The sequence below is a fragment of the Pseudoflavonifractor capillosus genome, assembly GCF_016899775.1.
Lineage (GTDB): Bacteria > Bacillota > Clostridia > Oscillospirales > Oscillospiraceae > Lawsonibacter.
Genome location: NZ_JACJJE010000021.1, coordinates 28,130 through 52,453, shown reverse-complemented (window position 1 = coordinate 52,453; position 24,324 = coordinate 28,130). Strand labels below are relative to the sequence as shown.

Annotated in this window: 26 protein-coding genes; 21 read left to right on the top strand and 5 right to left on the bottom strand. The window is 64.2% G+C overall.

Features of this window, described 5'->3' with window-relative positions; translation table 11 throughout:
• Both H6B31_RS08550 and H6B31_RS08545 read right to left on the bottom strand, forming a co-directional pair.
• Positions 1-542: manganese catalase family protein (locus H6B31_RS08550; RefSeq protein ID WP_204898133.1), on the bottom strand; the 542-nt coding region annotated here is incomplete at its 3' end.
• Position 543: 1 nt separating this feature from the next.
• Complete coding sequence (locus H6B31_RS08545) at positions 544-1,008, bottom strand: spore coat protein CotJB (protein WP_243418926.1); 465 nt, start codon at positions 1,006-1,008, stop codon at positions 544-546.
• A 236-nt stretch (positions 1,009-1,244) separates the two neighbouring features.
• On the opposite strand from H6B31_RS08545, the gene H6B31_RS08540 reads away from it, so the two are divergent.
• Positions 1,245-1,955: an N-acetylmuramoyl-L-alanine amidase gene (locus tag H6B31_RS08540; RefSeq protein WP_204898132.1), complete on the top strand. Its 711-nt coding sequence runs from the start codon at positions 1,245-1,247 to the stop codon at positions 1,953-1,955.
• A gap of 69 nt (positions 1,956-2,024) precedes the next feature.
• Positions 2,025-2,774, top strand: coding sequence for a GNAT family N-acetyltransferase (locus tag H6B31_RS08535; protein WP_204898131.1), 750 nt, complete (start codon positions 2,025-2,027; stop codon positions 2,772-2,774).
• A gap of 73 nt (positions 2,775-2,847) precedes the next feature.
• Here the strand turns inward: H6B31_RS08535 and H6B31_RS08530 are convergent, their stop codons facing one another.
• The 3 genes from H6B31_RS08530 to H6B31_RS08520 form a co-directional block, all read right to left on the bottom strand.
• Entirely contained in the window at positions 2,848-3,600 is a 753-nt protein-coding gene (locus H6B31_RS08530; protein ID WP_191342868.1) for a cyclase family protein, read from the bottom strand.
• Between the two features lie 93 nt (positions 3,601-3,693).
• The gene (locus H6B31_RS08525; protein ID WP_204898130.1) at positions 3,694-4,734 is read right to left on the bottom strand and encodes a hypothetical protein; all 1,041 of its coding nucleotides are present in this window, start codon (positions 4,732-4,734) and stop codon (positions 3,694-3,696) included.
• Positions 4,721-5,221 carry an RNA polymerase sigma factor gene (locus tag H6B31_RS08520; protein ID WP_204898129.1) on the bottom strand — a complete coding sequence of 167 codons (501 nt, stop codon included), beginning with the start codon at positions 5,219-5,221 and terminating at the stop codon, positions 4,721-4,723. Before H6B31_RS08520 ends, H6B31_RS08525 begins: the two co-directional genes overlap by 14 nt.
• 330 nt (positions 5,222-5,551) lie before the next feature.
• On the opposite strand from H6B31_RS08520, the gene cdaA reads away from it, so the two are divergent.
• The 19 genes from cdaA to H6B31_RS08425 all read left to right on the top strand — a co-directional run bounded on the left by cdaA (position 5,552) and on the right by H6B31_RS08425 (position 24,312).
• Complete coding sequence (gene cdaA / locus H6B31_RS08515) at positions 5,552-6,424, top strand: diadenylate cyclase CdaA (protein ID WP_087287281.1); 873 nt, start codon at positions 5,552-5,554, stop codon at positions 6,422-6,424.
• On the top strand, positions 6,421-7,659 hold the full coding sequence (locus H6B31_RS08510; RefSeq protein WP_204898128.1) for a CdaR family protein: 1,239 nt from the start codon (positions 6,421-6,423) through the stop codon (positions 7,657-7,659). Before cdaA ends, H6B31_RS08510 begins: the two co-directional genes overlap by 4 nt.
• Before the next feature lie 21 nt (positions 7,660-7,680).
• On the top strand, positions 7,681-8,100 hold the full coding sequence (locus H6B31_RS08505) for a SoxR reducing system RseC family protein (RefSeq protein WP_204898127.1): 420 nt from the start codon (positions 7,681-7,683) through the stop codon (positions 8,098-8,100).
• 12 nt (positions 8,101-8,112) lie between these two features.
• Positions 8,113-8,985, top strand: a complete 873-nt coding sequence (locus H6B31_RS08500) for a DUF5685 family protein (RefSeq protein ID WP_204898126.1) — start codon at positions 8,113-8,115, stop codon at positions 8,983-8,985.
• Entirely contained in the window at positions 8,982-9,602 is a 621-nt protein-coding gene (locus H6B31_RS08495) for a J domain-containing protein (RefSeq protein WP_204898125.1), read from the top strand. Before H6B31_RS08500 ends, H6B31_RS08495 begins: the two co-directional genes overlap by 4 nt.
• A 1-nt stretch (position 9,603) precedes the next feature.
• On the top strand, positions 9,604-10,122 hold the full coding sequence (locus tag H6B31_RS08490) for a hypothetical protein (protein ID WP_204898124.1): 519 nt from the start codon (positions 9,604-9,606) through the stop codon (positions 10,120-10,122).
• A gap of 26 nt (positions 10,123-10,148) precedes the next feature.
• Positions 10,149-11,027 carry a YicC/YloC family endoribonuclease gene (locus H6B31_RS08485; protein WP_243418925.1) on the top strand — a complete coding sequence of 293 codons (879 nt, stop codon included), beginning with the start codon at positions 10,149-10,151 and terminating at the stop codon, positions 11,025-11,027.
• A 12-nt stretch (positions 11,028-11,039) separates the two neighbouring features.
• The gene (gene remA, locus H6B31_RS08480; RefSeq protein ID WP_204898123.1) at positions 11,040-11,303 is read left to right on the top strand and encodes an extracellular matrix/biofilm regulator RemA; all 264 of its coding nucleotides are present in this window, start codon (positions 11,040-11,042) and stop codon (positions 11,301-11,303) included.
• On the top strand, positions 11,300-11,911 hold the full coding sequence (gene gmk, locus H6B31_RS08475) for a guanylate kinase (protein ID WP_087287258.1): 612 nt from the start codon (positions 11,300-11,302) through the stop codon (positions 11,909-11,911). Before remA ends, gmk begins: the two co-directional genes overlap by 4 nt.
• Before the next feature lie 27 nt (positions 11,912-11,938).
• Positions 11,939-12,166, top strand: a complete 228-nt coding sequence (rpoZ, locus tag H6B31_RS08470; protein ID WP_087287256.1) for a DNA-directed RNA polymerase subunit omega — start codon at positions 11,939-11,941, stop codon at positions 12,164-12,166.
• A gap of 33 nt (positions 12,167-12,199) precedes the next feature.
• On the top strand, positions 12,200-14,653 hold the full coding sequence (priA, locus tag H6B31_RS08465) for a primosomal protein N' (RefSeq protein ID WP_204898136.1): 2,454 nt from the start codon (positions 12,200-12,202) through the stop codon (positions 14,651-14,653).
• Between the two features lie 51 nt (positions 14,654-14,704).
• Positions 14,705-15,199: a peptide deformylase gene (def, locus tag H6B31_RS08460; RefSeq protein ID WP_204898122.1), complete on the top strand. Its 495-nt coding sequence runs from the start codon at positions 14,705-14,707 to the stop codon at positions 15,197-15,199.
• On the top strand, positions 15,196-16,119 hold the full coding sequence (gene fmt, locus H6B31_RS08455; RefSeq protein WP_204898121.1) for a methionyl-tRNA formyltransferase: 924 nt from the start codon (positions 15,196-15,198) through the stop codon (positions 16,117-16,119). The genes def and fmt overlap by 4 nt, the downstream gene beginning before the upstream one ends.
• An 829-nt stretch (positions 16,120-16,948) precedes the next feature.
• A complete protein-coding gene (gene rsmB, locus H6B31_RS08450) occupies positions 16,949-18,283 on the top strand; it encodes a 16S rRNA (cytosine(967)-C(5))-methyltransferase RsmB (RefSeq protein ID WP_204898120.1) in 1,335 nt (444 codons plus the stop codon).
• Positions 18,280-19,350, top strand: coding sequence for a dual-specificity RNA methyltransferase RlmN (rlmN, locus tag H6B31_RS08445; RefSeq protein ID WP_346014054.1), 1,071 nt, complete (start codon positions 18,280-18,282; stop codon positions 19,348-19,350). The genes rsmB and rlmN overlap by 4 nt, the downstream gene beginning before the upstream one ends.
• Positions 19,347-20,069 (top strand): Stp1/IreP family PP2C-type Ser/Thr phosphatase, encoded by a 723-nt coding sequence (locus H6B31_RS08440; protein ID WP_204898119.1) that lies wholly within the window; start codon positions 19,347-19,349, stop codon positions 20,067-20,069. The genes rlmN and H6B31_RS08440 overlap by 4 nt, the downstream gene beginning before the upstream one ends.
• A 40-nt stretch (positions 20,070-20,109) precedes the next feature.
• Entirely contained in the window at positions 20,110-22,143 is a 2,034-nt protein-coding gene (gene pknB / locus H6B31_RS08435; RefSeq protein WP_346014053.1) for a Stk1 family PASTA domain-containing Ser/Thr kinase, read from the top strand.
• A 2-nt stretch (positions 22,144-22,145) separates the two neighbouring features.
• Entirely contained in the window at positions 22,146-23,024 is an 879-nt protein-coding gene (rsgA, locus tag H6B31_RS08430; protein WP_204898118.1) for a ribosome small subunit-dependent GTPase A, read from the top strand.
• Between the two features lie 904 nt (positions 23,025-23,928).
• Positions 23,929-24,312 carry a hypothetical protein gene (locus H6B31_RS08425; RefSeq protein ID WP_204898117.1) on the top strand — a complete coding sequence of 128 codons (384 nt, stop codon included), beginning with the start codon at positions 23,929-23,931 and terminating at the stop codon, positions 24,310-24,312.
• Positions 24,313-24,324 lie beyond the last annotated feature (12 nt).

Here is a 24,324-nt window from a genome sequence, read left to right as displayed (position 1 = left end):
CAAAGCCGCAGACACTCGCCAAACCGCTGGAAGTGCACGATCTCCCGCTCCCGCAGGAAGCGGATGACGTTGTTTACATCTGGGTCGTCGGAAAGACGCAGAATGTTGTCATAGGTGAGGCGGGCTTTCTGTTCTGCGGCCAAGTCCTCCGTCAGATCGGCAATAGGATCTCCGGTGGACTGGATAGATCCGGCGGTCCAGGGGAAGCCGGAGGCGGCGGTGGGGTAGACCCCGGTGGTGTGGTCCACGAAGTAAGGGGCGAAAGCGGAATTATTCCGCACGTCCTCATCGCTGAGATTTCTGGTGAGCTGGTGGACGATGGCCGCTACCATCTCCATGTGGCCCAGCTCCTCGGTGCCGATATCGGTGAGCAGCCCCTTGGCCTCGGCGAAGGGCATGGAGTATCGCTGGGACAGATAGCGCATGGAGGCCCCCAGTTCGCCGTCGGGGCCGCCGTACTGGCTGATGATGAAGGCGGCCAGCTTGGGATTGGGCGTGGCGATCTTTACCGGGAACTGGAGTTTTTTCTCATAAATAAACATCTCATTTCACCTCGTTCTGCCCAAAATTCCAGGGCCACGGGTCCTGGAGCCAGCGGTAGGAGCTGCCGGCGGCGGCGCTGGTCTTGGTGATGGGGCCGAATTTGGCCTCATAGGCGGCCTTGGCGCTCTGCTCCATGGCGGAGTACTGTTTAAAGAGCTCAAAGGCCTCCATGTCATCCGGGTGGGTGTCCAGGTAGGTGCCCAGCTCCAGCACCACAAACTCCAGGGCCTGGAGCTCCACCAGGGGGGTAGAGGGCAGGGCGCTCCCCTCCACCTTTAAATGGAAGGGCAGGTTCAGACCGGGAAACAGGGTTCCGTTGCTGAGCGCGTCATTCTGGGAATATTGCTTGGAGCCGGTCTGCTGAAAAGGTACATAGGGGACCGCCAGCCCGGCGCAGGAGGGCATGGTGCCGTAGTTGTCCGGGCAGGAGGGCATCGGGCAGGAATTGCCGGTTTCGTTGTTCAAGACAGGATTCCTCCTTGGTTAGGATCGGAGGGCGCTCAGGGCTCCTCCACGTCATTCTATGTTCCGTCCGTCCGGCCGGTCCCCGGCGGGGAGGAAAAGGGGGAGGGGAGAGGCGGAATGTGGGGAGATTTGAGGGGAGAAAAGCGGGAACTGCCGGAAAAACCGGCGGAGAGACGAAAAAATATTTTTCATATGCCGCCGCTGCAGACCATAGTCTGAAGGGGAGGTGGGGCCTTGTGAGAGGGAGAACGCGTTGGCTTGCGGCGGGCGTCCTGGCGCTGGGGGCGGTGATAGGCGGGGTATTGTGGCGGCTGGAGGAGAGCGTGTCCGCTGCCGCGCCGGCCCCCGCAGGGCTGGAGGTGCGGTGGATCGTGGACGCGGGCCACGGGGGAGAGGACGGAGGAGCGGTGTCCCCGGGCGGGGTGGTGGAGAGCCGGATCAATCTGGAGATCGCCCGGCGAGTGGACGGCATTTTTGGCTTCTGCGGAGAGCCCGCCCTCATGCTCCGCACCGAGGACATCTCCCTCCACGACCCGGAGGCGATCTCCCTGCGGGAGAAAAAGGCGTCCGACCTGCACAACCGGGCCGATACGGCGTCGTTATACCCGGAGGCCGCCCTGGTGAGCATCCACCAGAATATGTTCCAGCAGTCCCGGTACCGGGGAACCCAGGTCTTTTATGCTCCGACCCAGGGCTCTCAGGAGCTGGCCCAGGCCATTCAGGGGGTGGTGCGGGAGAGCCTCCAGCCGGAGAACAGCCGGGAGAGCAAGCCCATCCCAAGTACGGTGTACCTGATGAACCACATCCCCAACCGGGCGGTGCTGGTGGAGTGCGGTTTTCTCTCCAACCCGGAGGAGGAGGGACTGCTTCAGGACCCGAAATATCAGACGAAGCTGGCGGCGGTCATCGCGGCGGGGTGTCTGGGAGGAGGCTCCGCGTCCTCATAAGGAAGTTGTGTTCCAATGCCCTGTGTGATAGAATGTTTGTACGAGTAACGGAAAAGGCGGGTGGAATCCATGGAGGGAGCATTTGTCAACTTGACCCCGAAAAATCTGGAACGGGAGCACCTGTGCTGCATCATCCGCAGCAAAAAACCCCACCCGGGGGTGGAGGCCAAGCGTCAGTGGCTCTCCGACCGCTTGAAGGAGGGCCACGTGTTCCGAAAGCTGGACGCGAAGGCCACAGTATTTATCGAGTACGTCCCCCTGGAGACGGCCTGGGTCCCGGTTCTGGGGGACAACTACCTCTACATCTACTGCCTGTGGGTGCTGGGCGGTGAGAAGGGGAAGGGGTACGGCCGGGCGCTGATGGAGTATTGTCTCTCCGACGCCCGGGCAAAGGGCCGGTCCGGGGTGTGCATGCTGGGGGCGGCCAAGCAGAAGGCCTGGCTCTCCGACCAGTCCTTCGCCCAAAAATTCGGATTTGAGGCGGTGGACGCCACCGACTACGGCTATACCCTGCTGGCCCGGTCCTTTGACGGGACGGCCCCCCGGTTTGCGCCCCAGGTCAAGGAGCCAAGGGTGGAGGGGGAGGAGCTGACCATCTTCTATGACTTCCAGTGTCCCTATATCCTCCAGAGCGTGGAGCTGGCCCGGTCGTACTGCCAGGAGACCGGAACTCTGGTGACCTTCCATCCCGTGGACTCCCTGGAGAAGGCCAAGGCCTTGCCCTGTGTGTTCAACAACTGGGCGGTGTTTTATAAGGGAAAGTTCGAGACGGTGAACCTCCTAGACCTGGCCGCGCTGAAGCGGATTTTAAAGAAATAGGAAAAACAGAGGACGCCGGACTGCCCGCGGACAGTCCGGCGTCCCTTTGGAAATAGGATAAAGTAAAATAGCTTTACGGGGTAACGGCCCACACCCGGGCGGGCAGACCGGTGGCCCCCTTGATGTTGGGGTAGGACACCAGGATCACCGCCCCGGCGGGGGCCACCTGGTCCAGATTGCACAGCAGCTCCACCTGGAGCTTGCCGCTGGAGAGCACGTACCGCTCGCAGGCCAGGTCGCCCGCTTCGGCGGCCAGCTGGGAGGCGTCGGTGTCGATGGTCTCGTGGCCGTTGGCGGCGGCAGAGCGGGTCTCATAGATGTACTTCAGCGCCTCCATGGACCAGCCGGGGGTGTGCTCGCCCCCCTCGGCATCGAAATTGGACAGGGCGTCCATGCTGGGCCAGCGCTTGCCCCAGTCGGTGCGCAGGGCCACGAAGGCCCCGTCGGGGATGGGGCCGTACTTGGCCTCGTAGTCCAAAATGTCCTGGACGGTGACGGCGTAGTGTACGTCCTCCTTCACCTTTTCGCTCACGTCCACCACGCACAGGGGGTACACCAGCTGACGGGCCCCGTAGGCCTCGGACAGCAGGCCGCCCTTGAGGAAGTGGCCGGGGAAGTCGATGTGGGTGCCGAACTGGCCGGGAAACTTGAAGGTCTGAATCAGGCAGTCCAGCATGGGGTTGCCCCAGTCGTATACCATTTTGGACAGCTCCACCGACCCGTCCGGGATGCCCGCCCAATAGGGGCTGTCGTTGTCCAGGGGGTGGGAGAGCTCCACCCACTTGTACTCTCTCGCCTGTTCCAGTGCGGTCCAAAGTTCGTACATAATCGCTGCCTCCTCCGCCATGCAGTGCATGGAAATTTGATAGCTTATTGTACCACGGCAGGGGAGGCCCTGTCCAGAAAAAGCGCAGGGCGGTCAGGAGACCGGAATGGTCTCCCCAAAGACGTTGACGGAGGCCACCTGCTCCGGGTCCGTGATCCGCTCCAGCTGGAACACGGCCTCAGCCTGGCCGGCGTCCGAGTTATAGGTGAGATCCAACAGCCGGGACATGGGCAGCGTGGAGCCGTCCGCCAGGGTGAGGGAGGTCTCCTCCATCAGGGAGGAGAGGCCCACAGGCCCCCACATGCGGCTGTCGTGCTCCTCTCCCTGGAGAGTGAGGGCGCAGCTGATGGGGGAGAGGTACAGCTGGGTCACCTCCATCTCGTCCTCTCCCACCAGGACGGTCTGGCCGGACGGGACTTCCCTGCCGCTGTCCTCCGCCGGCAGGTCCACGGTGCAGCTCCACTCCTCCAGGGGAAAATCGGTCTTCCAGTACAGGAGGGTGTCCGGCACGTCGGACCAGAACCTGGAGGGGGACAAGACAGCGGTGCGGCCGGTAAAGGGCTCAGTCTCCGCCTCCAGATAGGAGGTGGGAGAGCGGTACCAAAGGAAGGTGAGTTGGTTGTCCGTGGGATCATCGTCGGACAGGAGGGTAGAGCCGGACCGCCAGCCTCCCACCCCAGCCGCGTTCTCCGCCTCGGGGAAGAGCTGGGAGGAGAGGTCAAAATAGTAATTGTATTGATCCTGGTACAGCGCTGTCCTCTCCGGGGCGGTCACCTCCACCAGGACGGTGAGGGAGTACCGGTCGGCCAGCGCCTGGCGCACCGACACCGTCCAGCCGTTTTCATAGGTGTGGCTCTGGTCCACCGCCACCACGCCTGCCCCCAGAAGCTCCGTGTCCTGGGGCGTGCGCTGGAAGAAGGAGAGGAGCCTGGGGTCCAGGGCGGAAAACGCGGCGGCGGCGCAGGCCAGGGCCATGGCCGCGGCGGCGGTGAGGACAAACACACTCTTTTTCCAGCGCCTGGACGGATTTTTCACCGCTTTCTCCGGCGCCTGGAGGCGGGCGAGCATGGCCTCCTCCTGCTCCGGGGCGGGGGACATCTGTTCAAAAAGATGGTTGAGTTCACGAGGGTCCATAGCCTTCCGCCTCCAATCGCAGTTTCAGGGCCTTTCGGGCCCGGGACAGGTGGCTGCGGAGGGTGCCCGGCGACTCCCCCAGCAGCTGGGCGATCTCCCCGGTGGAGTAGCCCTGGTAATAATAAAGGTAGAGAATGAGCCGCTCCCGGGCGGGCAGGGCCGCCACCTGCTCCCACACGCCGGCCCCCTCCGGCGGCTGCCAGGTGAGGCGGTCCAGCTCCTCCGGGTCCGCCCGGCGGGTGCGCCACCAGTGCTTCAGCTGGTCCCGGCACTCGTTGCGGGCGGTGACGATGAGCCAGGCCTTCTCCCGCTCCGGGTCCTGGAGGGCGGGCCCACGCTCCAGGCGCTTGCGGAAGACCGTCTGGGCGGCGTCCTCCGCGTCGGGGACGTTTTTCAGCATCAGCAGACAGATCTGATAGACCATTTTGATGTGCCGCCGGTACAGCCCGGCCAGCTCCTCCGGGGCCAGGGCCGTGCGCTTCTCCATGGGACCGCCTCCTTGTTCTCGCTCTCTATTTATAACACGATTGTCCCGGGAATTGTGCGGCAGAGGGGGAAAAATTCTTTGCGCTCTGCCAAAGTGCGGGAAACAAAAGGCCGGAGGAGGGGGGCGCATTGATGCTGTTCCACCAGAGAAGGACACGGAAAATTCACGAATTTTTCATTCTTGGACTGGGAATTCATGTTGCCATCCCGTCTGGAATATCGTATAATAACTAAGATAGACATGTTGTCTCCAAAGGGCTGGCTTCGGCCCGGCTGGGGAGTGGCCGTCAATCACAGCAGGAAGGAAGGGGTCGCGTTGTTGGAGACGTTGATGAGCTTTATTCAGGAGGAGATCCCGTTTGTCACCACCATCCGGATCTTCGATCTGATCGACATCGCCATCTTGTCCGTTGCCATCTACCAGCTGCTGTGGATCATGCGGAAGAGCAGCTCCGGCCGGGTCATCAAGGGCGTCCTGGTGCTGATTGTGGCCATCGCCGCGGCCGACTGGCTGCAGCTCACCGCTACCAGCTGGGTGCTGAACTGGGTGGTGGAGTGGGGCATCCTGGCTCTGGTCATCCTGTTCCAGCCGGAGATCCGCCGGGTGCTGGAGCGGCTGGGCAGCGGGAAGCTGTCCAGCATGTTCAGCAGTCAGCGCCCCGCCTCCCCCTACGACATGGAGACCGCCATCCGGGAGACGGTGGAGGCCTACACCTCCATGTCCAAGGACAAGGTGGGGGCCCTCATGGTCTTTGAGCGGAAAAATCTGCTGGACGACGTGATCAAGACCGGCACCCCCCTGGACTGCTCCGTGTCCAGCGAGCTGCTGAAAAATCTGTTTTGGAACAAGGCCCCCCTCCACGACGGCGCGGTCATCGTGCGGGAGGGGCGTATTGTGGGGGCGGGCTGTATGCTCCCCCTGTCCGGCAATGTGAATCTGAGCCGGGATCTGGGCATGCGCCACCGGGCGGGCATCGGCATGAGCGAGCACTCCGACGCGGTGGTGGTCATCGTCTCTGAGGAGACCGGCTCCATCTCCGCCGCCATGGGCGGCATGCTCAAGCGCCATCTGGCCCCGGAGACCCTGGAGCGCCTGCTGCGCAACGAACTGCTGCCCGAGGAGGCGGAGGAGGAGAAGAATCTGAATCTGAGCGGCCTTCTGTCCAATCTGATCAGCCGTGGAAAGAAGGAGGGGGAGGAATGATGGAGCGTCTGAAGGAAAGCCGCTGGCTCTATATCCTTGTCTCCGTCCTGATTGCGGTGGCCTTCTGGCTGTATATCCGTAATGTGCAGAACACCGCCAGCGACTATACCATTTATAATGTCCCGGTCCAGATCACCAACAGCCGGGTGCTCAACGAGCGGGGACTGACGGTGGCCAGCCTGTCCCAGGACACGGTCAATGTGACGGTGAACGCCCCCTGGAGCGTCCAGCGGAACCTGAACCGGAACAACATTGTAGCCACGGTGGATGTGTCCACCATTACGGAGGCGGGTTCCTATGAGCTGGCCTGTACGCCCCGGCTGCCCACCAACGTGGACACCACGGACGCATACTTTCCCGCCAACCAGGAGACCCAGACCATCACTGTCACAGTGGACACCCTGACCACCGAGACCATGAATGTGGAGGTCCGACTGGAGGGCAATGTGGCCGACGGCTATCAGGCGGGCACGCCGGTGGCCGACCCGGAGACGGTGACCATCAGCGGCACCCCGGACGCGGTGGCCCAGGTCCGACGGGTGGTGGCCGTCCTCCAGGCGGAGGATCTGGACCAGTCCTTTGCGGGCAGCCTGCCCCTGGTCATGCTGGACGCCGACGGCAACGAGATCACCGACACCAATGTGACCCTCAGCCAGGACACCGCCTACGTCACCATGACGGTGGGCGTGGTCAAGGAGGTGGACCTGACGGTCAACCTCATCCCCGGCGGCGGCGCCTCGGCGGACAACGGGACCGTCACGGTGGACATCCAGCCCAGCACCATCACCGTGGTGGGCACCCAGGAGGAGCTGTCCGCCCTCACCGAGATCTCCCTGGGCAGCATTGACCTGGCCCAGGTGATCGGCACCTCCACCCTCACTATGCCCATTGAGCTCTCGCCCACCCTGGAGAATGCGGACGGGGTGACCGAGGCCCAGGTGACCGTCACCGTCAGCGGACTGGAGACCCGGTCCTTTGACGTGACCAATATTTCCGTCATCAACGTGCCCGATCCCTATGTGCCGAACCTGGTGACCACTACCCGGACGGTGGTGGTCCGGGGGAGCGCCAGCGTGCTGGACCAGATTGACGCCAGCCAGCTGCGCATCGTGGCGGACCTGTCCGACGTGGCGGGCACCGGCATCCGGTCCGTCCCGGCCCAGGTCTATCTGGACGCCAGCGACGAGGTGGGGGTCATCGGCACCTATACCATCAGCGTAAACATTACCCAGTGACATCGGAGGCGTTTCATTTCTATGGTACAAAGCGCAATCGTAAAGAAACAGATCAAAGAGGGCGTGGTGGAGGTCTCCCTGCTGCGGCAGGTGGAGTGCGGCCTGAGCTGCAGCGGAAACTGCGCCGGCTGCATGCAGAAGCCCCAGGGGGAGCTGCTGGCTTTGGCCAGCGACCCCATCGGCACCAAGCCGGGGGAGCGGGTGGAGGTAGAGCCCTCCGCCGGCCACTCCATCGGCCTGTCCGCCCTGGTGTTCGGCGTGCCCTGTATTTTCCTGGCTCTGGGCTACCTGGCGGGGATGGCCCTGGGACTGGGAGAAGGGGCCTCGGTGGGGACTGCGGCCGTGGGCCTGCTGGTGGGCTTCCTGCCCGCCGTGTGGGTCAACCGCCGGATCACCCGCAGCCAGAAGCCGGAATTTGTCATCCTGCGCCATCAGGCGTAAGGCGGTGGATGCGTGTTCGGCTACGTCCGGCCTGTCCGGGAGGAACTGAAATGCCGGGACTTTGACCTGTACAAGGCCACCTACTGCGGCCTGTGCGGCGCCATGCGCCGGCGGTACGGGTGGCTGGCCCCCATGTTCCTCAACTACGACTTCACCTTTCTGGCCCTCCTGCTCTCTGAGCCGGAGGAGCGCTTCGCCCCCTGCCGGGGGCGGTGCCACGCCAACCCCCTGCTGAAAAAGCCCATGTGCCAGCCGTCTGAGGCCCTGGACACGGCGGCGGACGAGAGCGTGGTGCTCACCTGGTGGCAGCTCCGGGACAAGGCCCGGGACAGCGGCCTCTGGAAGGGGCTGCCCGCCCGGACGCTGGCCCTGCTGCTGAAGCCGGCCTACCGGAAGGCGGCCCGCCGCCGTCCGGAGTTCGACCGCTGTGTGCGGGAGAGCCTGGAGAAACTCTCCGCCCTGGAGGCGGAGAGGTGCTCCTCCATGGACCGGGCGGCGGACACCTTCGCGGTGCTCCTCCAGGGGGCGGCCCCAGCCTCCGGGGAGGAGATCCGGGACCGGGCGCTTCAGCAGCTGCTCTACCACCTGGGGAGGTGGATCTACCTCATCGACGCCCAGGACGACCTGGAGGAGGACCGGGCCTCGGGGAACTACAACGCCGTGGCCGCCCGCTTCGGCCCGGAGGGGGACGACGAGGCCATGAGGCGGACCCTGGACCACTCCCTGAACCTGATGGGTTCGGCGGCCCAGCTGGCGGACTTTGGATGCCGCTGGCCGGTGATTGAGAATATTCTGTATCTGGGCCTCCCGCTGGTGCAGCAGGCTGTGTTCGACGGGAGCTGGAAGCAGATTCAAAAACAAAAGATATGGAGACACAACACATGAGAGATCCCTACAGCGTTCTGGGCGTCAAGCCCGACGCCAGCGACCAGGAGATCAAGAAGGCATACCGGGAGCTGGCCCGCAAGTATCACCCCGACAACTACGTGGACAATCCTCTGGCCGACCTGGCCGAGGAGAAGATGAAAGAGGTCAATGAGGCCTACGAGGCCATCCAGAAGCAGCGCAGCGGCGGCGGAGGGAGCGGCGGATACAGCCAGTCCTCCTCGTCCTCCTCGGGCGGCTATCAGTACGGCTATCAGCAGCAGTCCTACGGTGGGGGGACCAACAACCCCACCTTTAACCGGGTGCGCAACCTGATCAACATGGGGGACCTGAACTCCGCCGAGCGCCTGCTTCAGGAGGTGCCTCAGAAGAGCGGCGAGTGGTACTTCCTCATGGGCAGTATCGCCTACCGCCGGGGCTGGCTGGACGAGGCCATGCAGAACTACAATCTGGCCGTCCAGATGGAGCCGGGCAACATGGAGTACCGCCAGGCCCTGAACATGATGCAGCGGGGCGGTCAGGCCTACCGCCCCTATGGGAACAGCGGAGGCATGGACTCTCTGGACTGCTGTACCACTATGCTGTGCCTGAACTGCTTGTGCGGAGGCTGCAACTGATATGAAGTTTACAAAGACGTGGCAGGTGGCCCTGGGCGGCGTGCTGGCCGCGGGCAGTCTGGCTGTGCTGTGGCTGGCCTGCGTGGTCCCCTCGGGACAGCTGGGGGTGACCGCGGTGGCGGGCCTGTTTCCGGTGGGGGCCGTTCTGGCCGCCGGACGGGGGGCGGGTCTTCTGTGCTGGGCAGCGGCCTCCATTCTGGGGCTGCTGCTCCTGCCGGACAAGGGCGTGGCCCTGATGTACCTGGTGTTTCTGGGACTGTACCCGGTGGTCAAAAGCCGCCTGGAGCAACTGAAGAGCCGCACGGTGGAGTGGGCAGGAAAGTTGATTTATTTCAACGCGGCCCTGACCCTGCTGTGGTTTGCCTTCCGGGAGCTGTTCCTGCCCGCCCTCCCGGAGTGGATGAGCGCCCAGGTGTGGGTCCTCTATTTGGCGGGCAACGTGATCTTTATTTTGTATGACATCGCTCTGTCCCGGCTGATCGGTGGGCTCAACGCCCGGCTGCGGCCCAAGAGAATGTGAATGTGAACATGAGGGAGTGACCGGATTTGGTCAAGAGTATGACAGGGTACGGCCGGGCGGAGGATACCGTGGGCGGCTGTACCATTACGGTGGAGCTGCGGTCGGTGAACAACCGGTATCTGGACTGCAATGTGCGCATGCCACGGCTCTACCTGTTCGCGGAGGAGGTCATCAAGTCCCGGGTGCAGAACACCATCTCCCGGGGCAAGGTGGATGTGTTTGTGACCCTGGACAACACAGGGGCCGAGCAGGTAAAGGTATCGGTGAACCGCCCGGTGGCCGACGGCTATTTCGCCGCCCTGAAGGAGCTGGCGGGGACCTATGAGCTGCCCCAGGACATCTCGGTGTCCCTGCTGTCCCGGTTCCCCGACGTGCTGCTGGCGGAGAAGACGGAGGAGGACCTGGAGGGCCGGGCGGCGGCCATCTGCGCCGTGCTGGACCGGGCCCTGGCCGACTTCGACCAGATGCGCACCCGGGAGGGAGAGCGGCTGGAGGCGGACGTGCTCTCCCGGGCCCAGACCATCGAGACGCTGGTGGGCCAGGTGGAGGAGCGCTCTCCCCAGACCGTGTCCGAGTACCGCGCCAAGCTGGAGGCCCGGATGCAGGAGGTCCTCTCCAACACCCAGATCGACCCCGCCCGCATCCTCACCGAGGCGGCCATCTTCGCCGACAAGGTGGCGGTGGACGAGGAGACCGTCCGTCTGCGTAGCCACATCGAGCAGCTGCGGGGGATGCTCTCCAAAGGAGGGGCCGTGGGCCGGAAGCTGGACTTCCTGATCCAGGAGTTCAACCGGGAGGCCAACACCATCGGCTCCAAGTGCAGCGACCTGGAGATCGCCCGCCATGTGGTGGATATCAAGGCGGAGATCGAGAAGATCCGGGAGCAGGTGCAGAATATTGAGTAAGGGGGCGGCGCGTTGAAGCTCATCAACATTGGATTTGGAAATATGATCTCCGCCGGGCGGCTCATCGCCATCGTCAGCCCGGACTCCGCCCCCATCAAGCGGATGGTCCAGGAGGCCAGAGAGCGGGGTGTGCTCATCGACGCCAGCTACGGACGGCGGACGAGGGCGGTACTGGTTATGGACAACGACCACGTGGTGCTCTCCGCCCTCCAGCCGGAGACGGTGGCCAACCGGCTGTCCGGGGAGAAGGATACGGGAGAGGAGGAAGACGAATGACGCGAAAGAAAGAGCGGGGACAGCTGATTGTCCTCTCCGGCCCCTCCGGGGTGGGCAAGAGCACGGTGATTGCCGAGCTGCTGGGGCAGCGGGACAACATCTATTTCTCGGTGTCCTACACCACACGGCAGCCCCGGGTGGGGGAGCAGAACGGCGTGAACTACAACTTTGTCTCCCGGGAGGAGTTTGAGCGGATGATCGCCGCCGACGAGCTTTTGGAGTTTGCGGAGTATGTCCATAATTACTACGGCACCTCCCTGAAGCTCATCCAGGAGAAACTGGCGGCGGGGATTGACGTGCTGCTGGACATTGAGGTTCAGGGGGCGGCCAAGGTGCGGGAGCGCTGCCCCGACGCCCTGTTTATCTTTATCATTCCCCCGTCCTTTGAGGAGCTCTCCCGCCGGCTCCACCGGCGGAACACGGACAGCGAGGACGTGATCGCCGGCCGCCTGGAGAAGGCCCGGCAGGAGTTCCGGGAGATCCCCAAGTACGACTACCTGGTCATCAACGACAAGGTGTCAAACGCGGTGGAGGAGATCGCCGCCATTCTCACCGCGGCGGAGTGCCGCGTGCCCAACCGGAGCCACATGCTGGCTCAATTTGCGTGATTTTGAAGAAAAGAGGAGTTTTGCCCTATGATGCTGTATCCTGCTATGAGAGACCTGCTGAACAAGGTGCCCAGCCGCTATAAGCTGGTGAACGTGGTGGCCCACCGGGCCCGGGAGATCTCCACCGAGGCCGAGCTGGCCGGAGAGCCCCTGGACGAGAAGTCGGTGAGCATCGCCATCCAGGAGGTGGCCGACGGCAAGCTGGACGAGCAGCTGGAGCAGATGAACCAGCTGGAACAGAGCCAGCCCCAGTAAGAGCGAAGGGGAGAGGGGAAGCCCGTGGGACACATGACGGCCAAGGTGGCGGTGGCCAAGGCGATCTACGCCATCGACCGGCCCTATGACTACCGGGTCCCCCAGGAGCTGGAGGGCCGCCTGCGGCCTGGCATGCGGGTGCTGGTCCCCTTTGGGGCGGGCAACCGGGGGTCGGACGGCATCGTCCTGGCCCTGAGCCGGGAGGGGCCGGAGGGCGGCCTGAAGGATGTGATTGCCGCCCTGGACGACCAGCCGGTGCTGGACGAAAAGTTGCTGAAGCTGGCATTGTGGATGCGGGAGCGGTACTTCTGCACCGTCTATGACGGTGTGAAGGCCATGCTCCCGGCGGGGCTGTACTATGCCCTGCGGGACTGCGTCGCTCTGAGGAGCGGGGTGGACCGGGCGGCGGCCTTCGAGGCCGCCGGGGAGTCTAAAGCCGCCCAGAAGCTGGCGGAGCTGCTGCTGGCCTGGGGCGGACGGGGCGACATGGAACAGATCCGCACCGCCTTTGGGGCCAAGGACCCGGACGGCGCCATCCGGACACTGATTGACCGGGGGGCAGCAGAGCGGATCACCAGCGCCCAGCGGGGCATCGGAGATAAAAAGGAGAAATTGGCGGTGCTGGCCATGCCGGCGGAGGAGGCCATGGCACGGGTCACCCCTCGCCGCAGGACGGCGCCGCTGCGCTATTCTGTGACCGAGCTGCTGTGCCAGCTGGGGGCGGCTCCCGCCAAGGAGCTGTGCTACTTCACCGGGGCCTCCATGCCCACCGTCAAGTCCCTGGAGAAGAGCGGCATCCTCACCCTGGAGGAGCAGGAGGTATTCCGCCGTCCCGCCGTGGCGGAGGTGGAGCCTGCCGGTCCCATCGTCCTCAACGAGGAGCAGGAGGCGGCCTTCCAGGGGCTGGACGCCCTGTGCCGGACGGAACAGCCGGCGGCCGCCCTGCTGTACGGGGTGACGGGGAGCGGAAAGACCCAGGTCTATCTGCGCCTGATCCAGGAGACCTTGAAGCGGGGAAAGACCGCCCTGTTCCTGGTGCCTGAGATCGCCCTGACCCCCCAGCTGCTGCGGATCTTTGCCGCCCACTTCGGCGAGCAGGTGGCGGTGCTCCACAGCTCCCTCCGGGCGGGGGAGCGGTACGACGAGTGGAAACGCATCCGCCGGGGAGAAGCCCCGGTGGTCATCGGCACCCGGTCGGCGGTATTCGCCCCCCTGTCCAACTTAGGACTCGTCATCCTGGACGAGGAGCAGGAGGCCAGCTATAAGTCGGAGAATAACCCCCGCTACCATGCCCGGGAGGTGGCCAAGTACCGCTGCGTGCAGGAGAACGCCCTGCTGCTGCTGGGCTCGGCCACTCCGTCGGTGGAGACCATGTACGCCGCCCAGAGCGGCAGCTACCGCTGCTTCACCCTGCGGCAGCGCTACAACCAGAAGGCCCTGCCCCAGGTCCACATCGTGGACATGAAGGAGGAGCTGAGGGCGGGCAACGGCACCTCCATCAGCCGCGCCCTGCGGCAGGAGCTGGAGGAGAACCTGGTGCGGGGGGAGCAGGCCATCCTGTTCCTGAACCGCCGGGGGGCCAGCCGAATGGTGTCCTGCGGGGAGTGCGGCCATGTGCCCGAGTGTCCCCGGTGCTCGGTGAAGCTCACCTACCACTCGGCCAACGGGCGGCTCATGTGCCACTACTGCGGCTACTCCCAGCCCCTGCCCAGGGCCTGCCCAGTGTGCGGCGGAGGGCTCAACTTCATCGGGGTGGGCACCCAGAAGGTCCAGGAGGAGCTCCAGGAGCTCTTTCCTCAGACCCCCATCCTGCGCATGGACACGGACACCGTCACCGCCTCCCGGTCCCACGAGGCCATTCTGGAGGAGTTTCAGAAGAAGAACGTGCCCATTCTGGTGGGCACCCAGATGGTGGCCAAGGGTCTGGACTTTGAGAACGTCACCCTGGTGGGGGTCATCCTGGCGGACCAGTCCCTGTTCGTGGACGACTTCCGGGCGGGGGAGCGCACCTTCTCCCTGCTCACCCAAGTGGTGGGCCGGGCGGGCCGGGGAGAGAAGACGGGCCGGGCTCTGATCCAGACCTACACCCCCGAGCATGACGTGGTCCGGTTCTCCGCCCGGCAGGACTACGACAACTTCTACCGCACCGAGGTGCAGCTGCGCCAGCTGCGGCAGGAGCCCCCCTTCCGGGATATTTTTCTCATCACCGCCTCGGGGGCCAACGAGTCCGGCGTGCTGCGGGCCTGCATCCGTTTTCGGCAGGCGCTGGAGGAGGGGCTGCGCCGCCTGGAGGACCGGGAGTGGCAGCTGCTGGGGCCCGCCCCGGCCCCGGTGGCCAAGGTGAACAACCGCTACCGCTATCGGCTGACCCTGACGGCCCCCAACCGGCACCCGCTGCGGCTGCTGCTGGCGGAGCTGCTGCGGACAGCCCATCGTGACAAGGACAATAAAGGGATTACCCTTTACGTAGATGTGAACCCATACTAAGGGAAAATTCGGCGGAGCCGGCGGCTCCGTCCGCGTCAAGGAGGAGAAGGAATGGCCATTCGCAAGATTTTGACAGAGGGAGACCCGGCCCTGACCAAGGTCTGCCACTCGGTCACCAAATTTGACCAGAAGCTGTGGGACCTGCTGGACGACCTGAAAGAGACCCTGGAGGAGGCCCATGGGGCCGGTCTGGCCGCCCCCCAGGTGGGGATTCTGCGCCGGGCTGTCATCGTCATGGACGAGAATTTTGAACCCATCGAGCTGGTGAACCCGGAGATCATTGCCCAGAAGGGGGAGCAGAACGGCCTGGAGGGCTGTCTGTCCGTCCCCGGCATGTGGGGCTATGTGAAGCGCCCCGAGTGGGTGCGGGTTCGGGCCTATGACCGGAACGGAAAGGAGTTCGAGGTGGAGGGCACCGGCATGACCGCCCGCTGCTTCTGCCATGAGCTGGCCCACCTGGACGGCCACCTGTACACCGAGCTCACCGACCGTCTCTACACCACCGAGGAACTGGACGAGCTGGAGGAGCAGGAGGAAGAGGCATGAGAATCGTCTTTATGGGCACCCCCGACTTCGCCGTCCCCTCTCTGGAGCGTCTCATTCAGGCGGGGCACACGGTGTGCGGGGTGTTCTGCCAGCCGGATAAGCCGGTGGGCCGGCACCAGAACAAGCTCCAGGCCCCGCCGGTGAAGCAGGCGGCGCTGGAGCACGGCATTCCCGTGTTCCAGCCCACCAAGCTCCGGGACGGGACCGCCCTGGCCCAGCTGAAGGAGCTGGACCCGGAGCTCATCGTGGTGGCCGCCTACGGCCGCATCCTGCCCGACGACATCTTGAACCTGCCCCCCATGGGGTGCATCAACGTCCACTCGTCCCTGCTGCCCAAGTACCGGGGGGCCGCCCCCATCAACTGGGCGGTGATCAACGGGGAGACTGAGACCGGCGTGACCATCATGTATATGGCCACGGAACTGGATGCAGGGGATATTATCGCCCAGGCCTCCACCCCCATCGACCCGGACGAGACGGTGGAGACCCTCCATGACCGGCTGGCTCAGATGGGCGGGGAGCTGCTGGTGAAGACGGTGGCCGACCTGGCCGCCGGTACCGCTGTACGGACCTCCCAGGATGAGTCCAAGGTCACCTTTGCCCCTCTGCTGTCCCGGGCCCTGTCCCCCATAGACTGGACCAAGCCGGCCAAGGCCATCCACGACCAGGTGCGGGGGCTGACGCCCTGGCCCGCCACCTCCACGGATATCCTGAACGGGGAGACGGTGAAGGTGTTCGCCGTCCAGGAAACGGGGGAGAGCACCCAGAAGGTCCCCGGCACCGTTCTGGCCGCCGGAAAAGAGGGCATCGACGTCTCCTGCGGAGATGGCAAGGTGATTCGCATTACAGAGCTTCAGGCGCCGGGGTCCCGGCGGATGGCGGCAGCGGATTATTTACGCGGACACCCGATTTCTGTTTGATTTGACGCAGGGGAATTTCGCCGCCCTTTCTTCATAAGCATTCCCCCCAGGGGGAAGGTGCCCCAGTGCGCACACTGGGGCGGATGAGGGGGCAGATTTTGGATTGGGCTTGTTGTATGCGGAGAGATTTCGCCGCTCCGGCGGCGAGTGACTTTCTGGCCGGCCAGAAAGTCACCAAAGAGCCGCTAGGGGGCGGGCGCAATCGGCAGGATCGGCAAAGCCGCCCTGCCTCCATGCCGCCTGCCCCCTAGAACCCCGTTACGGGGGACGCGTACCTGAAAGATGGAGGAGTATTTCCGGCGCGCAAAATCTGAGTGGGCATCTAAATTCCTCCCGGGCCACTGGGCCCTGGGTTTGCAAAAATTTCCGCTGGTGCGGTTCCGCAACTGCGCCTGGCTTTGCCGAGCAAACGTTCCCGGTGTGTATTCTGGCGGGAGCCCCAAGGGCCTTCCCTACCCAAACCGAAAAGACTTTCTTGAAACCCGCAGGGGAGAGGCTTGCCCCTCCCGCCGTATCTCGGAAAGTAAGCCGTGAACCGACGGGCCGGTCTGGGACCGGCTCCTGCGGCGAACCGGAAGGCTCTGCTCCACCCGTAGGGTGCGCCGCTCCGTGTATTTGTGGGGAAACGTCGTAGGGGCGACCCTTGCGGTCGCCCGTGTCGGGTACGGAATCAAGTTTCGGCCCCCTTTGTAGGGGCGGCACACCTGGGCCGCCCGAGAGAAGAAACGGAAAGAAAAATCCAGCAAAACGAAGTTTTGCGCCAAAGTTCTTTTTGATTCTTTTTCTTTTAAGAAAAAGAATGCACAACGAACCGGAGGAGGAGAAGAATATGGACGCACGCGAGGTGGCCCTGCTCACCCTGAACGCCTGCGAGCGGCAGGGGGGCTGGTCGGACGGAGTGCTGAAAAAGCAGATCGCCGCCGCCGGCCTGGACAGCCGGGACGCGGGCCTGGCCACCCAGCTGTGCTTCGGGGTGATTCAGAACCGCATTCTGCTGGACTTCTACCTGTCCAAGTTCTCCAACATCCCCCTGAGGCGGCTGGAGGGGAAGGTGCTCCAGGCCCTGCGGCTGGGGCTCTACCAGATGCTGTTTTTGACCCGCATCCCCCACAGCGCGGCGGTGGACCAGTCGGTGGCCCTCACCCGGGCCCACTGCAAGAATCCCCGGGCCCCCGGCATGGTGAACGCCATCCTGCGGAATCTGGAGCGCAGCCTGGACCGCCTGCCCACCATTCCCGAGGACGACCCGGCGGAGTACTACGCCACCCTGTACAGCCACCCGGTGTGGCTGGTGCGGGAGCTGCTGGAGACCCTGGGAAGCGAGGGGACTGCGGCCTTTCTCCAGGCCGACAACAGCCAGCCCCCCATCACCGCCATGGTGAACACGGTGAAAACGGATCTGGAGGGGGCGCTGGAGGCTCTCCAGGCGGAGGGGGTCCACGGGGAGCCCCATCCCTGGCTGAAAAACTGCCTGGTCCTCTCCCGCAGCGGCAGTCTGGAGGAGCTGGACGCCTTCCAGAACGGCCTCTTTTACGTCCAGGACCCCGCCTCCCGGCTGGCGGTACTGGCCCTGGACCCGGAGCCGGGGGACAGGGTGCTGGATATGTGCGCCGCCCCCGGAGGAAAATCCTTCGCCGCCGCCATTCAGATGAAGGATCAGGGGGAGATCTGGTCCTGCGACCTGCACCCCCACAAAAAGACCCTCATCCAGAAGGGGGCCCAGCGCCTGGGCCTCACCTGCATCCGGCCCCAGACCGCCGACGGCAAGGTGCGCCGCCCGGAGTGGGAGGGGGCCTTTGACCGGGTGCTGGTGGACGCCCCCTGCTCCGGCCTGGGGGTCATCCGGAAGAAGCCGGACATTCGCTTCAAGGACCCGGAGCCGCTGGCGGGGCTGCCCCAGGTGCAGAGCGCCATTCTGGACAACGCCGCCGGCTATGTGAAGCCCGGGGGCGTGCTGGTCTACTCCACCTGCACGATTTTGGAGCGGGAGAACCGGGAAGTCACCGACGCCTTCCTGGCCGCCCACCCGGAGTTCCGCCGGGAGAGTTTTCTTCTGCCCGGCCCGGCGGGGGAGGTCCCAGGGGGGCAGATCACCCTGTGGCCCCAGGTCCACGGGACGGACGGCTTTTATATCTGTAAGCTGCGAAAGGACGGAGAAGCGTGACCGATATCAAATCCATGACCCTGGAGGAGCTCACCGCCTGGCTCAAGGAGCGGGGAGAGCCCGCATTCCGGGCCAAGCAGATCTTCCACTGGCTCTACCGGGGGGTCACCTCCTTTGACGAGATGACCGACCTGTCCAAGGCGCTGCGGGAGAAGCTCTCCCGCCAGGCCTTCCTGACGCCGCCTCAGGTGGCAAGAAAGCAGGTCTCCAAGCTGGACGGCACCATCAAATACCTGTGGGAGCTGTCCGACGGCAACTGCGTGGAGTCGGTGCTCATGCGCTATCAGCACGGGAACACCGTGTGCATCTCATGCCAGGTGGGCTGCCGCATGGGGTGCGCCTTCTGCGCCTCCACCCTGGCGGGCAAGGTGCGGGACCTGACCCCCGCGGAGATGATCGACCAGGTGCTGTTCACCCAGATGGACAGCGGGGCTCCTATCTCCAACATCGTGCTCATGGGCATCGGGGAGCCCCTGGACAACTTCGACACGGTGATGCGGTTCCTCACTCTGGTGAACCACCCGGAGGGAATGAACATCGGCATGCGCCACATCTCCCTGTCCACCTGCGGACTGGTAGACAAAATTGACAAACTGGCCCAGTATGAGTTACAATTAACGCTGTCTGTATCCCTCCATGCCCCGGACGACGAGACCCGGTCCAAAATCATGCCGGTGAACCGGTCTGTGGGGGTGGAGAAGCTGATGGACACCTGCCGCCGGTACGTGCAGACCACCGGGCGGCGGATTTCCTATGAGTACGCCATGATCGACGGGGTGAACGACTCCGACGCCCAGGCGGACCAGCTGGCCCGTCTGCTGAAGGGGACCCTGGGGCATGTGAACCTGATCCCCCTCAACGACGTGGAGGAGAGCCCCCTGAAGCCCAGCCGCCGGGTGGCCGCCTTCCAGAAGCGCCTGGAGCGCCAGGGGGTCACCGTCACGGTGCGCCGGAAGCTGGGGAGCGACATCGACGCCTCCTGCGGACAGCTGCGGCGGAAGGCCATGCAGTCCGCCCAGGGGATGGGCGGACAAACCACCAACCGAAAAGAGGACGAAGTGCCATGAATGTATGGGGTATTACCGACCGGGGCAAGATCCGGGAACAAAATCAGGACGCCTTCGCCCATCAGGTCCTGCCCGATGGGCGGGTGATCGCTCTGGTCTGCGACGGCATGGGCGGCGCCCGGGCGGGCAACATCGCCAGCTCCATGGCGGTGGACGTGTTCATGGAGGCTTTCCTGGAGGATGGGGAGGATTCCCCCGACCTGGAGCACATGGAGCGAGCCGCCGCCCTGGCCAACCGTCAGGTCTTCCGGCGGGCGGTGGAGGATGAGAACTGCGTGGGCATGGGCACCACCCTGGTGGCCGCTCTGGCCGGAGAGGAGGAGGCCCTGATCCTCAACGAGGGGGACAGCCGGGCCTATCACATCTCTGAGGAGAGCGGCATCTCCCAGGTCACCCGGGACCACTCCCTGGTGGAGGACCTGGTGGAACGGGGAGAGCTCACCCGGGATCAGGCCCGGGTCCACCCCCACAAGAATCTGATCACCCGGGCCCTGGGAGCCGAGCCGGACCTGAAGGCCGACTCGTTCCGCCGGGAGCTGACGGAGGGAGATTTTCTGCTGCTGTGCAGCGACGGATTGAGCAATGTGGTCTCCGAACAGGAGATTCTTTACGAGGTGGTCCACGGGGGAGAGGCGTGCACCTGCTGCCGCCGCCTGCTGGACATCGCTCTGCACCGGGGGGCGCCGGACAACGTGACGGCCGTCCTGATCCAGTGCTGAGCGGCGTACGACGCAAACCTGCATAAGGAGGATATTTACCGTGGATCAGTATATAGGTAAATTACTCGACAACCGATACGAGATTATGGAGCAGATCGGCATGGGCGGAATGGCCCGGGTCTTCCGGGCCCTGGACCACCGGCTCAACCGCCAGGTGGCGGTGAAGATCCTGCGGGAGGACCTGGCGGAGGACGCGGAGCTGCGCCGCCGCTTCCACGAGGAGTCCCAGGCCGTGGCCATGCTCTCCCACCCCAACATCGTGGCCGTCTACGACGTGAGCCGCTCCTCCGATGTGGAGTACATCGTCATGGAGCTCATCGACGGCATCACCCTGAAGCAGTACATGCAGAAGAAGGGGAACAAGCTCAACTGGCGGGAGGCCCTCCACTTCATCACCCAGATCGTCAAGGCCCTGGGCCACGCCCACAGCCGGGGGATCATCCACCGGGACATCAAGCCCCACAACATCATGGTCCTGCGGGACGGCAGCGTGAAGGTGGCCGACTTCGGCATCGCCCGGGTGGCCTCCGGGGGCCACAGCACCCTCACCCAGGAGGCCCTGGGTTCGGTGCACTACATCTCGCCGGAGCAGGCCCGGGGCAGCCACATCGACGCCCGGTCCGACCTGTACTCCGCCGGTGTGGTGCTCTATGAGATGATTACCGGCCGCCTGCCCTTTGAGGGGGACACCCCCGTGTCGGTGGCCATTCAGCACATCAACTCCATCCCGCTGTCCCCCCGGGAGATCGACCCTGCCATCCCCGAGGCCCTGGAGGCCATCACCATGAAGGCCATGGCCCCCGACCCGGACAACCGCTATCTGTCGGCGGACGACATGCTGGCCGATCTGGAGGAGTTCCGCAAAAATCCCAACATCAACTTTGACTACAACGTGAGCGGGTTCCAGGACGACGAGGACGACGTGGATAAGACCCAGGTGCTGCCCACGGCGGCCTCCATCTCCCGGGTGGGGAGCCGGGTCCGGGAGCCGGAGCGGGTCCAGAACCGCAGCCGCTCCAATCCGCCCCCCCGGCATCGGGAGCGGGAGGAGGATGAGGAGGAGTACGACGACGGGCCCCGCCGGCCCAACTGGCCCATCATCGGGGCGGTGGCGGCCATCCTGGTTTTCGTAGCGGCCCTGCTGTATATCATGTTCTCCACCGCGTTCTCCGGTTCCCTGGGGGCCCAGACGCAGAATATCCGGGTGCCGTCGGTCACCGGCCAGCTCTTCAGTGAGGCCCAGGCCAACACAGAGCTGCTCAACGGATTCACTCTGGTTCAGGGGGAGACGGTGGAGAGCGACAAGCCCGCCGGAACGATTCTCCAGCAGAGCCCGAACGCCAACGACTTCGTCAGCGGAGACGACATGACCATCACCGTGACGGTGAGCTCCGGCGAGGCAGAGGAGGTCCTCATGCCTCCTCTGGAGGGGAAAACCCTGGCCCAGGCGCTCAGCGCTCTGCAGGTGGATTTGGATCTGGGGCTGAGTGTGGACTATGACTCCCGGAGTGAATACCACGACACCATTCCTGAGGGCTGTGTGATCTCCACCATCCCGGAGGAGGGGACAGTTCTCTCCGAGGGGCAGCAGGTCATCCTGGTGATGAGTTTGGGAAAGGAAGAGACCCCCATGGTCATGCCCAATCTGATCGGGATGGATGAGGAGACGGCCAAAAAGACCATCACCGATATGGGGCTTGTAGTAGGCCAGGTACAGCCCTCCCCCAGCGATGAGCAGGAGGCGGGCAAGGTCTGGTATCAGTCGGTTGCGGTCAATGCATCGGTCACGGAAGGAACCACTGTGGATATCTTCGTGAGTACCGGGCCCAGCGGCGGTTCCGGGAGCGGCGATACGGTGACCAAGACCTTCACCCTCACTCTGCCTACCAACCTGGGGGAGGACCTCCACGTGGAGGTGGTGGACAGCCAGGAGCAGACGGTTTTCTCCGGAGACTACAACACCAATTTGGACACTGCGGCGGAGATTCCTGTGTCCGGCTCCGGGGTGCAGACCTACACCATCTATATCAACGGCCACAGCTATACCCAGCAGACTGTGGACTTCGGGGCCTGAGTATGGAGGGAATCATCCTGAAGGCCCTCAGCGGCTTCTACTATGTGGACGACGGCCAAACCGTCACCTCATGCCGGGGGCGGGGAAAGCTCCGCCACGCCAAGGTCACACCGCTGGTGGGGGACCGGGTGGAGTTCACCCCCCTCTCCGATGGGCAGGGGGCCCTGGAGGCCGTCCTGCCCCGGAAAAACCAGTTCCACCGCCCGGCGGTGGCCAACATCGACCAGCTGGTCATCATCGCCTCCCAGGCCATTCCGGTCACCGATCCGTTTCTCATCGACCGGGTGGCGGCCATTGCCGAGGGAAACGGCTGTGAGAGCGTCATTTGCATCAATAAGTGCGACCTGGTCTCAGGTGAGGATCTGGCAGCCATCTATCAGAAAGCCGGGTTCCCCACCGTCCAGGTGAGCGCCGAGACCGGCGAGGGCCTGGACCGGCTGCGGGAGCTGATAGCTGGAAAGGTATCCGCCTTTACCGGTAACTCCGGTGTGGGAAAATCCAGCATTTTGAACGCCCTGGAGCCGGGGATCGCCCTGGAGACCAGCGCCGTCAGCCAGAAGCTGGGCCGGGGCCGTCACACCACCCGCCATGTGGAGCTCATCCGCCTGTCCTGCGGGGCGCTGGTGGCGGACACCCCGGGCTTCTCCTCCTTTGAACTGGACAAGGGGGAACTGTGCCGGAAGGAGGATCTGGCTTCCCGGTTCCGGGAGTTTGCCCCATACATCGGCAAGTGTCAGTTTCTGGACTGCGCCCATGTGAAGGAGAAGGGCTGCGCCGTACGGGCGGCGGTGAAGGCGGGGGAGATCCCAAAGAGCCGCCATGACAGCTATGTGCGCCTGTACGAGCAGGCCAAACAGATCCCGGACTGGGAGAGAGATTGAAGTTTTCTTTGTGTTTTTAAGTTCCCTGGGGGCTGTGGGGCCCTGGGGAACTTTTTTCGCTTTGAGGGGGATTCCGCCGCCCCGGCGGCGGGTGAATTGCTCCGCAGGGGCAAGAGAGGCTGGTCTGAGCCACGACCTCGGCGCGCGCTTTGCAAGGGTTTCGCCCTACGGGGCGAGTTACTTTGCCCATGGCGGCAAAGGAACCAAAACGCCACCGGGGACGGCTCCGATGAGCACTTTGTGCTCATAGTCGCCCACCCTACCCCCTCTGGCCCTTCGGGCCATCTCCCCCTGACAGGGGGAGTCGGCCCCGGACCCCATTACGGGGGACGCCCTCCTGAGAGATTGTTCTTTATTTCCAGCGCGCAAAATCTGAGTGGCTTTCCGTGATTTCTTCCGGGGCACTGGGCCCTGACTTTCCCAGAATTACAGTTGGTGCGATTCCACAGCCGCGCCTGGCTTGGCCGAGCAGGTGGCGGCTGGTGCTGGGCTGTAGGGCGCGGCCTCCTGGACGCGCCGCGTACATCTGCGGGCCGGTCTGGGACCGGCCCCTACGTTAAAAACAGACGGTTTCTGGATACGCCGTAGGGGCGGGTCCGTGACCCGCCTGTCAGGGTTCAGACAGATGGGCGTAGGGGCGACCCTCGCGGTCGCCCGTGCCGGATGTAGAATCCAGTTTCGGACCCTTTTGTAGGGGCGGCACACCGGGCCGCCCGGTTCCTGGCGGGAAACTTCCCAATAACAAGCGAAAAGCCATATTTTTTATTTGAAAAACAAAACTCATACAATCAAAAAATCCCTGTTAAGGATTTACCGGCATGAGCCCAAGATTTTGATGCATACTAAACGCCGGATGGAACCTCCAAAAGAATGAAATCATGCGGACTTATGGGAGGCGACGGCAATGCGAGGGAGATGGACGGCGCTTGGGCTGGCGCTGATGCTGTCCTTGACTCTGACGTCCTGCGGCGTCAGGACAGGGACGGACACAACCACCGGCCGTTTGAGCAATCGGGGGACCTCCGGCACGGAGACCCCGGCGGGACGGAACCGGAACGTAATGGAGGATGGCAGCTACCACGCCGGGGCGGACGGCGCCGTGAAGCGCCGGACTGCCGGCGAGACCGAGTGGGAAAAGCTGGGCCGGGAGCTCCGGGAGAGCTGGGACAAGATGATGGACGGCGCGGAGGATGCCGCTCAAAACACAGAGCGGGCGGCAGAGAACGCCGTTCGCGGCACGGAACGGGCCACCAAGGACGCGGTCCGGGACGTGGAACACGGAGTTTGACCCCAATAGAGC

What these genes read in the sequence shown, in the direction of transcription:
- H6B31_RS08535 (WP_204898131.1), top strand. Translation starts at nt 2,025, where the DNA reads ATGGAGGGAGCATTTGTCAACTTGACCCCGAAAAATCTGGAACGGGAG.
- H6B31_RS08530 (WP_191342868.1), bottom strand. Translation starts at nt 3,600, where the DNA reads ATGTACGAACTTTGGACCGCACTGGAACAGGCGAGAGAGTACAAGTGG.
- H6B31_RS08525 (WP_204898130.1), bottom strand. Translation starts at nt 4,734, where the DNA reads ATGGACCCTCGTGAACTCAACCATCTTTTTGAACAGATGTCCCCCGCC.
- H6B31_RS08520 (WP_204898129.1), bottom strand. Translation starts at nt 5,221, where the DNA reads ATGGAGAAGCGCACGGCCCTGGCCCCGGAGGAGCTGGCCGGGCTGTAC.
- cdaA (WP_087287281.1), top strand. Translation starts at nt 5,552, where the DNA reads ATGAGCTTTATTCAGGAGGAGATCCCGTTTGTCACCACCATCCGGATC.
- H6B31_RS08510 (WP_204898128.1), top strand. Translation starts at nt 6,421, where the DNA reads ATGATGGAGCGTCTGAAGGAAAGCCGCTGGCTCTATATCCTTGTCTCC.
- H6B31_RS08505 (WP_204898127.1), top strand. Translation starts at nt 7,681, where the DNA reads ATGGTACAAAGCGCAATCGTAAAGAAACAGATCAAAGAGGGCGTGGTG.
- H6B31_RS08495 (WP_204898125.1), top strand. Translation starts at nt 8,982, where the DNA reads ATGAGAGATCCCTACAGCGTTCTGGGCGTCAAGCCCGACGCCAGCGAC.
- H6B31_RS08490 (WP_204898124.1), top strand. Translation starts at nt 9,604, where the DNA reads ATGAAGTTTACAAAGACGTGGCAGGTGGCCCTGGGCGGCGTGCTGGCC.
- gmk (WP_087287258.1), top strand. Translation starts at nt 11,300, where the DNA reads ATGACGCGAAAGAAAGAGCGGGGACAGCTGATTGTCCTCTCCGGCCCC.
- rpoZ (WP_087287256.1), top strand. Translation starts at nt 11,939, where the DNA reads ATGATGCTGTATCCTGCTATGAGAGACCTGCTGAACAAGGTGCCCAGC.
- priA (WP_204898136.1), top strand. Translation starts at nt 12,200, where the DNA reads ATGACGGCCAAGGTGGCGGTGGCCAAGGCGATCTACGCCATCGACCGG.
- def (WP_204898122.1), top strand. Translation starts at nt 14,705, where the DNA reads ATGGCCATTCGCAAGATTTTGACAGAGGGAGACCCGGCCCTGACCAAG.
- fmt (WP_204898121.1), top strand. Translation starts at nt 15,196, where the DNA reads ATGAGAATCGTCTTTATGGGCACCCCCGACTTCGCCGTCCCCTCTCTG.
- rsmB (WP_204898120.1), top strand. Translation starts at nt 16,949, where the DNA reads ATGGACGCACGCGAGGTGGCCCTGCTCACCCTGAACGCCTGCGAGCGG.
- H6B31_RS08440 (WP_204898119.1), top strand. Translation starts at nt 19,347, where the DNA reads ATGAATGTATGGGGTATTACCGACCGGGGCAAGATCCGGGAACAAAAT.
- rsgA (WP_204898118.1), top strand. Translation starts at nt 22,146, where the DNA reads ATGGAGGGAATCATCCTGAAGGCCCTCAGCGGCTTCTACTATGTGGAC.
- H6B31_RS08425 (WP_204898117.1), top strand. Translation starts at nt 23,929, where the DNA reads ATGCGAGGGAGATGGACGGCGCTTGGGCTGGCGCTGATGCTGTCCTTG.